At 66.0% G+C, this 7441-nt stretch carries 7 protein-coding genes and 1 tRNA gene; 3 read left to right on the top strand and 5 right to left on the bottom strand.

Features of this window, described 5'->3' with window-relative positions:
• Nucleotides 1-103: 103 nt before the first annotated feature.
• Complete coding sequence (locus IC50_RS29275; protein ID WP_035712958.1) at nt 104-1318, bottom strand: urate hydroxylase PuuD; 1215 nt, start codon at nt 1316-1318, stop codon at nt 104-106.
• Nucleotides 1319-1530: 212 nt separating this feature from the next.
• Between IC50_RS29275 and IC50_RS29270 the strand changes: the two genes are divergently transcribed.
• Nucleotides 1531-2856 (top strand): PQQ-dependent sugar dehydrogenase, encoded by a 1326-nt coding sequence (locus IC50_RS29270; protein ID WP_035712955.1) that lies wholly within the window; start codon nt 1531-1533, stop codon nt 2854-2856.
• 48 nt (nt 2857-2904) lie between these two features.
• Here IC50_RS29270 and IC50_RS29265 read toward each other — a convergent pair whose 3' ends face one another.
• The 4 genes from IC50_RS29265 to IC50_RS29250 form a co-directional block, all read right to left on the bottom strand.
• Nucleotides 2905-3486, bottom strand: coding sequence for a GDP-mannose pyrophosphatase (locus tag IC50_RS29265; protein WP_035712952.1), 582 nt, complete (start codon nt 3484-3486; stop codon nt 2905-2907).
• Between the two features lie 294 nt (nt 3487-3780).
• A complete protein-coding gene (locus IC50_RS29260; protein WP_035712950.1) occupies nt 3781-4224 on the bottom strand; it encodes a GNAT family acetyltransferase in 444 nt (147 codons plus the stop codon).
• The gene (locus tag IC50_RS29255) at nt 4221-5648 is read right to left on the bottom strand and encodes an FAD-binding oxidoreductase (protein ID WP_035712947.1); all 1428 of its coding nucleotides are present in this window, start codon (nt 5646-5648) and stop codon (nt 4221-4223) included. The genes IC50_RS29260 and IC50_RS29255 overlap by 4 nt, the downstream gene beginning before the upstream one ends.
• A gap of 37 nt (nt 5649-5685) precedes the next feature.
• The gene (locus IC50_RS29250) at nt 5686-6675 is read right to left on the bottom strand and encodes an L-threonylcarbamoyladenylate synthase (RefSeq protein ID WP_035712944.1); all 990 of its coding nucleotides are present in this window, start codon (nt 6673-6675) and stop codon (nt 5686-5688) included.
• 68 nt (nt 6676-6743) lie between these two features.
• On the opposite strand from IC50_RS29250, the gene IC50_RS29245 reads away from it, so the two are divergent.
• Both IC50_RS29245 and IC50_RS42820 read left to right on the top strand, forming a co-directional pair.
• Nucleotides 6744-6820, top strand: a tRNA-Pro gene (locus IC50_RS29245).
• A gap of 436 nt (nt 6821-7256) precedes the next feature.
• Nucleotides 7257-7441, top strand: a 185-nt coding sequence (locus IC50_RS42820; protein WP_210161543.1) for a hypothetical protein, incomplete at its 3' end; no start/stop codon positions are given.

Raw genomic sequence — 7441 nt, 5'->3', positions numbered from 1 at the left:
GGCGCCCGCCGGTCATGTCTACGCCGGACAGGCGGTCAAGTCATTTTCAATTCGGCGGCAGATGCGGAATTTCATTCCGCGCGACGCACCTCGTGTGGGAGCGTCAGCGCGCCCGCGCGATATAGGCGGCGAGGATGGCGCGCTCCTCGCCGGTCATTTCGGTGATGTTGCCCGGCGGCATGGCATTCGACCAGGCGGCCACACGGCCGATCAGGCGGATGTTGCGATGGATGTGCTCGGGCTTGTCGAGCAGGATGCCCTTCGGTGCGGTGACGATGCCGGCCCAGACCGGCTCGGCCGCGTGGCACATGCTGCAGCGGGACGTCACGATCTCCTCGACATCGGCGAGCGTCGGCTGCGCCGGCAGCGCGCCGGTCTTGACCTCGCGCGGGCCGGCCGCGGAGAGGAACAGGATCGCGACCACGCCGATTGCCGCCACGCCCCACGCCCACCACGGCGATCTGCGCCCCGCATGTCGCTCGTTGAAGAAGTGGCGGATCACCGGCCCCAGCGCCAGGATGATCGCGACGATGATCCAGTTGTAGCGCGTGGCGTAGAGCAGGGGATAGTGGTTGCTGATCATCAGCACGACCACGGGGAGCGTCAGATAGTTGTTGTGGACCGAGCGCTCCTTGCTCGCCTTGCCGAGTCTTGGATCGGGAGCCCGGCCCGCGATGAGGCTGGCGACGATCTTCTTCTGGTTCGGGATGATCAATGCGAAGACGTTGGCGACCATGATCGTGCCGATGATCGCGCCGATCTGGTTGAAGGCGCCGCGGCCGCTCAGCACGTGGGTGAACGCGTAGGTGAGCGCGACCAGGAACAGATAGCCGCCGACGGCAAAGGGCAGCTCGCGCTGCGCAAGCCCGCTGCGGCAGGCGACTTCATAGAGCAGCCATGCCAGCGCGAGGCTCGCGAGGCTGAACAGGCCGGCCTGGACCGGCGTGAGGTCGAGGATCGATTTGTCCACCAGGAACAGGTCGGCCTCGAGATAGTACACCACCACCATCAGCGCGAAGCCGGACAGCCAGGTGGTGTAGGCCTCCCATTTGAACCAGGTCAGCTCGTCCGGCATGCGGCTCGGCGCCACCAGGTACTTCATGATCCGGTAGAAGCCGCCGCCATGGACCTGCCAGGCCTCGCCCTGCACGCCATCAGGCAGGTCGCCCGTCAGCTCGCCCGTCAGGTTTCGCTTGGGCCTGAGGCTGAGGTCGAGGGCGATGAAATAGAAGGAACTGCCGATCCAGGCGATCGCGGCCACCACGTGCAGCCAGCGCAGCAGCAGGCTCGCCCATTCCGATATGACGGATCCCCACATGATCATCCCATCAATTGCGACAGCGATGCCGCAGCTTTGATGACCGCAGTCCCCGCCCTTACAATGTGTCGCACCTATCTGCGGTGTTTTCCAGTACGATGGGTTGCACCCGATGCACATCGCGCGTGCATCAGCTGACATGGGATGTGGCAGAGCTTCGATCTGCCGCTGCTGTGGCGTCGATGGTCGAGATTGCAGGCCGGGAGGACAACGTGAAGAGCAGAATTTTGTCCGTCGCGCTATCCGCGGGGCTGCTGGTGGCAACCAGTGCGCGGGCCGAGCCGGTGCTACGGGGCAAGGACGCCTATGGCGATTGGAAGGCCGACAAGCCCGGCACGGTCAGGCTGATCCGGCCGCAGGATCTGGTCAGGCCCGGCGCCACGCGGTCGGTCGCGAGCACCGCGCGCGTGGTGCCGCGTCCGCAGGACACCTTGCCCCAGGTGCCGGCCGGCTTCAGGATCGAGCTGTTCGCCGAAGGCCTGCGTGCGCCGCGCATCATACGCGTGGCGCCGAACGGCGATGTCTTCGTCGCTGAGACGCGCGCCGGCAACATCCGCGTGTTGCGCGCCGGCGAGGGCGGCAAGGTCGCGACCAGCGAGGTGTTCGCCAGCGGCCTGCGGCAACCGTTCGGGATCGGGTTCTTTCCGAACGGCGACAATCCGCAATGGGTCTACGTCGCCAACACCGACAGCGTCGTCCGCTTTCCCTATCAGGCCGGCGACCTCAAGGCGCGCGGCAAGGCCGAGACCATCGTGGCAAGCCTGCCGCATGACGGCGGCCACTCCACCCGCGATATCGTCTTTACGCCGGACAACAAGCGCATGCTGGTGTCCGTCGGCTCGCTCAGCAATGTCGCGGAAGGCATGGGCACGCCGCCGGGCGGGATGGAGGCGTGGTCGAAGACGCAGCCGCTCGGCGCGGCCTGGGCGAGCGAGACCGAGCGCGCTGCCGTGCTGGCCTTCAATCCCGATGGCAGGGAGCGCAAGATCTACGCCACCGGCATCCGCAACTGCGTCGGTCTCGCGGTCCAGCCGCAGAGCGGCCTGCCCTGGTGCTCCACCAACGAACGCGACGGTCTCGGCGACGATCTCGTGCCCGACTACGTGACCAGCGTGAAGGAGGGCGCCTTCTATGGCTGGCCGTGGTTCTACATCGGCGGTAACGAAGACCCGCGCCATGCCGGCGCGCGGCCGGATCTCAAGGACAAGGTGACGGTGCCGGACGTGCTGATCCAGCCGCACTCGGCCTCGCTCGGCATGACCTTCTATCAGGGCACGCAGTTTCCGTCCGAATACCAGGGCGACGCCTTCGCCGCCGAGCACGGCTCCTGGAACCGATCCAGGCGCACCGGCTACAAGGTGATCCGCATCAAGATGACGGATGGCAAGCCGACAGGGGAATACGAGGACTTCGTCACGGGGTTCGTGGTGAGCGATACCGAAGTGTGGGGCAGGCCGGTGGGTGTCGCCGTGGCGAAGGATGGATCACTGCTGGTGTCGGAGGACGGCAACGGCACGATCTGGCGGGTGACGCACTGACTTCACCCTCCCCGGGAGTGCCCTCCAGGGGAGAGTGAAGAGCGTCATCTACCTGAACACATGCAGCGCCGCATATTGCAGCAGCATGATCGCCTTGGCGTCGATGATGCGGCCGTCGGCGATCATCGCCAGGGCCTCGTCGATGCCGAGCTCCAGCACCTCGATGTCCTCGCCCTCGTGTTCGAGGCCGCCACCGTCGCTCACCCGCATCGAAGGCTCGTACTCGGCGATGAAGAAATGCAGCTTCTCGGTGATCGCGCCGGGGCTCATGAAGGCCTCGAACACCTTGTGGACGTGGTGCAGGCGATAGCCGGTTTCCTCCTCGGCCTCGGCGCGGATGCGCACCTCGGGGGAGGCATCGTCGAGCACGCCGGCGGCCGCCTCGATCAGGAGATCGTCGTAGCCGCGGATGAACGCCGGCAGGCGAAACTGGCGCACCAGGATCACGGTGCGCCGTGCAAGGTTGTAAGGCAGCACGGCAGCGGCGTTGTCGCGCTCATAGGTTTCCCGATGCTGCGTCTGCCATTCGCCATTGGCGCGCCGGTAGTCGAAGGTCGTGGTCTTCAGCGGAGTCCAGCCGTCAGAGAGCACGCGGACGTCCTTGATGCGGACGCGGTCGGAAATGGTCATGAAGCCTCTCTGTTTCTTCACCTCGCCCCGCTTGCGGGAGGGCAATCGCATATGACTTCCGAGCGGCAGTTTAGCAAGCGCCTCGTCCTTCGAGACGACCGCTTCGCGGTCTCCTCAGGATGAGGCTAAGCAGCGTTGGTGCCCGTTGAAACGCGTGCCGCGCACCAGGTCCTCATCCTGAGGGCCCGCCAACGGCGGGAGTCTCGAAGGATGGCCACAGGCGAGATCGCTCCCGTATGCGATTGCCCTGCCGCAAGCGGGGCGAGGGGGCGCAGCTGCGTTCGCGATCGCATCTCAGTTGCTTGGCGCGGTCGCGCGGCCGTCGAGCCACTTCTGGAACATCACGGAGGTGGATTCCTCGAAGCCGAGCGAGTCGTAGAACGCGTTGGCCTGCGCATTCTCGCGGCGGACCAGGAGCTGCAGTTTTGGAATTCCGGCGGCGCGCAGCCAGTCCTCTGCCGCAGCCATGATGACGCGGCCATGGCCGCGCTTCCGGCTGTCGGGGTCGACCGCGACGTAATAGACCCAGCCGCGATGGCCGTCATGGCCGACCATGACGCTCGCGACGATCGCGCCATTGTCGCGGCCGAGCAGCACGGTCGAGTTGTCGCGTTGCCGCGCCAGCGCGATGTCGGCATGCGGGTCGTTCCAGGGCCGCGTCAGTCCGCAGCGCTGCCACAGCGCGACGACCTTCTCGACATCGGCATCGGCGATGGCATCGATCGCAAGGGGGCTCACAGCACCTTCCCCGGATTCATGATGCCGAGCGGGTCGAGCATCGCCTTGATGGAGCGCATCAGCTCGATCGCGGTCTTGTCTTTCACCTCGGGCAGCTCGTCGCGCTTGAGCACGCCGATGCCGTGCTCGGCCGAGATCGAGCCGCCCATGCGCAGCACGATCTCGAACACCACCGCGTTCATCTCGTGCCAGCGCGCCAGGAAATCCGCGGTGTCGGCGCCGATCGGCTGGCTGACATTGTAGTGCAGATTGCCGTCGCCGAGATGGCCGAACGGCACCGGCCGCGCACCGGGGATCAGCTTCACCACGGCTTCATCGGCCTCGGCGATGAAGGCGGGCACGGCGGCGACCGGCACGGAGATGTCGTGCTTGATCGAGCCGCCCTCCGGCTTCTGCGCCGCGGACATCTCGTCGCGCAGCTTCCAGAACGCACCGCGCTGGCTGAGGTTGGCCGCGATCACGGCGTCGTCGACGATCTCCTCCTCCATGGCGCGGGCGAGGATCGTCTCGAGCGGCGTGCGGGCATCCTCGCTGGATACAGACAATTCCATCAGCACGTACCAGGGATGCTTCGCTTGAAGCGGGTCGCGCACGTCGATGCCGTGCCGCACCGAGAAATCGACCGCCATCTCCGACAGCAGCTCGAAGCTCGTCAGCGCATTGGCGGCCTCGCCTTGCGCGATCGTCAGCAGCTTCAGCGCCGCCGCCGGCGACTTCAGCCCGACGAAGGCCGTCTCGATCGCCCGCGGCTTCGGAAACAGCCTCAAGGTCGCCGCCGTGATGATGCCGAGCGTGCCTTCGGCGCCGATGAAGAGGTTGTGCAAATTGTAGCCGGTATTGTCCTTCTTCAGCTTCGAGAGCGCATTGAGCACGCGCCCGTCGGCGAGCACCACCTCCAGGCCCAGCGCCATCTCGCGCGCGACCCCATAGGCGAGCGCCGCGGTGCCGCCGGCATTGGTCGAGAGGTTGCCGCCGATGGTGCAGCTGCCCTCGGCGCCGAGCGACAGCGGAAAAAGCCGATCGACCTCGGCCGCCTTCGCTTGCGCGATCTGCAGCACCACGCCGGCCTCGCAGGTCATGGTGTTGGAGGCGGTGTCGACCTCGCGGATCTTGTCGAGCCGGCGCAGCGACACCACCACCTCGCCATTGTGCGGCGTCTGCCCGCCGACGAGCCCGGTATTGCCGCCCTGCGGCACCAGCGCGATTCCGTGTGCGGAGGCGAGCTTGCAGATTGCGGAGACCTCCGCGGTCGAGCCCGGGCGCAGCACCAGCGGCGAGCGGCCGTGAAACAGGTTGCGCTCCTCGGTGACGTAGGCCTCGATATCGGATGCATCGGTGATCGCGTGCCTGTCGCCGACGATCTTGCGGAACTGGTCGATCAATTCGGGCGCGAGCGGCGGGGTGGCGGATTTATTGACGTTCATTCTCGTGTCTCTTCTCAAGCTTCTTATCTCAAGCTTCTTATCGGGCAACCGCGGCCCGCCGCAGCCGGTCGTTGATCGCTTCGCCAAGCCCTTCCTCGGGAATCGGCATCACCGCGATCCCTCGCGGGCCCTTCGCATCGAGGCTGCGAAGATAGCCGAACAGATTGGCGGCGGCTTCATCGAGATCACCGCTGGGGGATAAATTCATGACGGCGGCGGCGGCGTCAACACCAGGCAGCCGCTCGGGGCCGAACGCCAGCAGCGCCTCGCCCGGCGCCACCTCGCGCGCATGGAGCCGCACGTCGGCGCGCGGCGCGTAGTGCGAGGCCAGCATGCCCGGCGCCAGCGGCTGGCTGTCGTCGCTTTCGGCTTCCCCCGGCGGCCTCGCCAGCGGCGCGCCCAGCACCGCCTCGATCCGTTCGCGCGAGAGCCCGCCGGGGCGGAGCAGCATCGGCGCGTCGATGCAGCCGACGATGGTCGATTCGACCCCGACCGCAACAGGCCCGCCGTCGACGATCAGGTCGATCCGCCCCGACAAGTCGCTCTCGACATGGGCGGCCAGCGTCGGCGAGACGTGGCCGGAGATGTTGGCGGACGGCGCCACCACGGCCCCGCCAAAGGCGCGCAGGATCGCCTGCGCCACCGGATGTGCGGGGATGCGGATGGCGACCGTGTCGAGGCCGGCGGTGGCGAGATCCGCCACCGGGCAGCCCTCCGTCTTCGGCACCACCAGCGTCAGCGGCCCCGGCCAGAACGCCTCCGCAAGCTCCAGGGCGCGGGCATCGAACCGCCCGATCCGCTGCGCGGCCTCGAGGTCGGCGACATGGGCGATCAGCGGATTGAACGCCGGCCGCCCCTTTGCGGCGTAGAGATGGGCGATCGCGGTGGCATTGGCGGCGTCGGCGCCGAGCCCGTAGACCGTCTCGGTCGGAAACGCGACCAGCCCGCCGGCCGCAAGTCGCCGGGCGGCGGCTTCCGCGCCGGCCTCGCCGGCCGGCAAAATCAGCGTTTCAACACCCGTTTTCACAGGGACAAAATTCCTCGGCTCGGCCGCTTGCAGTGCGTCAAACCCGACGCTATAAGCCGCCTTCTTGTCGGAGTGTGGCTCAGCCCGGTAGAGCACTGCGTTCGGGACGCAGGGGTCGCAGGTTCGAATCCTGCCACTCCGACCATTTTCCCTAATATTATCAATTGATTGCGTCACCGGGGGCGAGCACTGTGCTCAGCTTCCGGTACTCCTACGGTACTCCTACGTCACGTCAATCGAAAATCGTGCCCAGTTTAGGGGTGAAAACGGTTCGCGAGTTTTCTGGGAGCGAAAAAAATTCGCTGACAGCGAATTTTTTCCATTGTAGGGTTGAGGCGAATCAGACACGTATCATACGTCGAATTAAAGCAGGGATAGCCTTCACTCATTGGAGCCTGGCAACGGGTCTCCGCGGGGGGCGCGCAATTGCTCCCTACCAACTGGCCGGTTCGCGCTGTGCGTATCGGGCGGGCGAGCGCCGAAGGGGCGCTCGCCCGTACATGCAGGGAATACTGTTCTCGCCCTTCCTCAAGGCCCCGAAGGGGCTAGCGCTTTTGCTAGTCGGCTAAGAGGAGACCCAAATGAGTACTGAGGGTTATTTCGATCGAGGACGGCGGCGTACGAAACTGAGTAAGCGGAAGCGATGGGCAACCATCTTCAAGCGACCGCTCACATTGAAGACGTTGGTGATCGTTGGTGTATGGACGACCCGCGTTATTTGGGCCGTCTACCGAATCTCCGATCGTGTCCCCGGGCGTGGTGTAGC

This window comes from Bradyrhizobium genomosp. I (2014) (assembly GCF_000261685.1).
Classification (GTDB): domain Bacteria; phylum Pseudomonadota; class Alphaproteobacteria; order Rhizobiales; family Xanthobacteraceae; genus Bradyrhizobium.
Note: the sequence above shows the minus strand (reverse complement) of the source record. Positions and strands in the feature narration are given on the sequence as shown.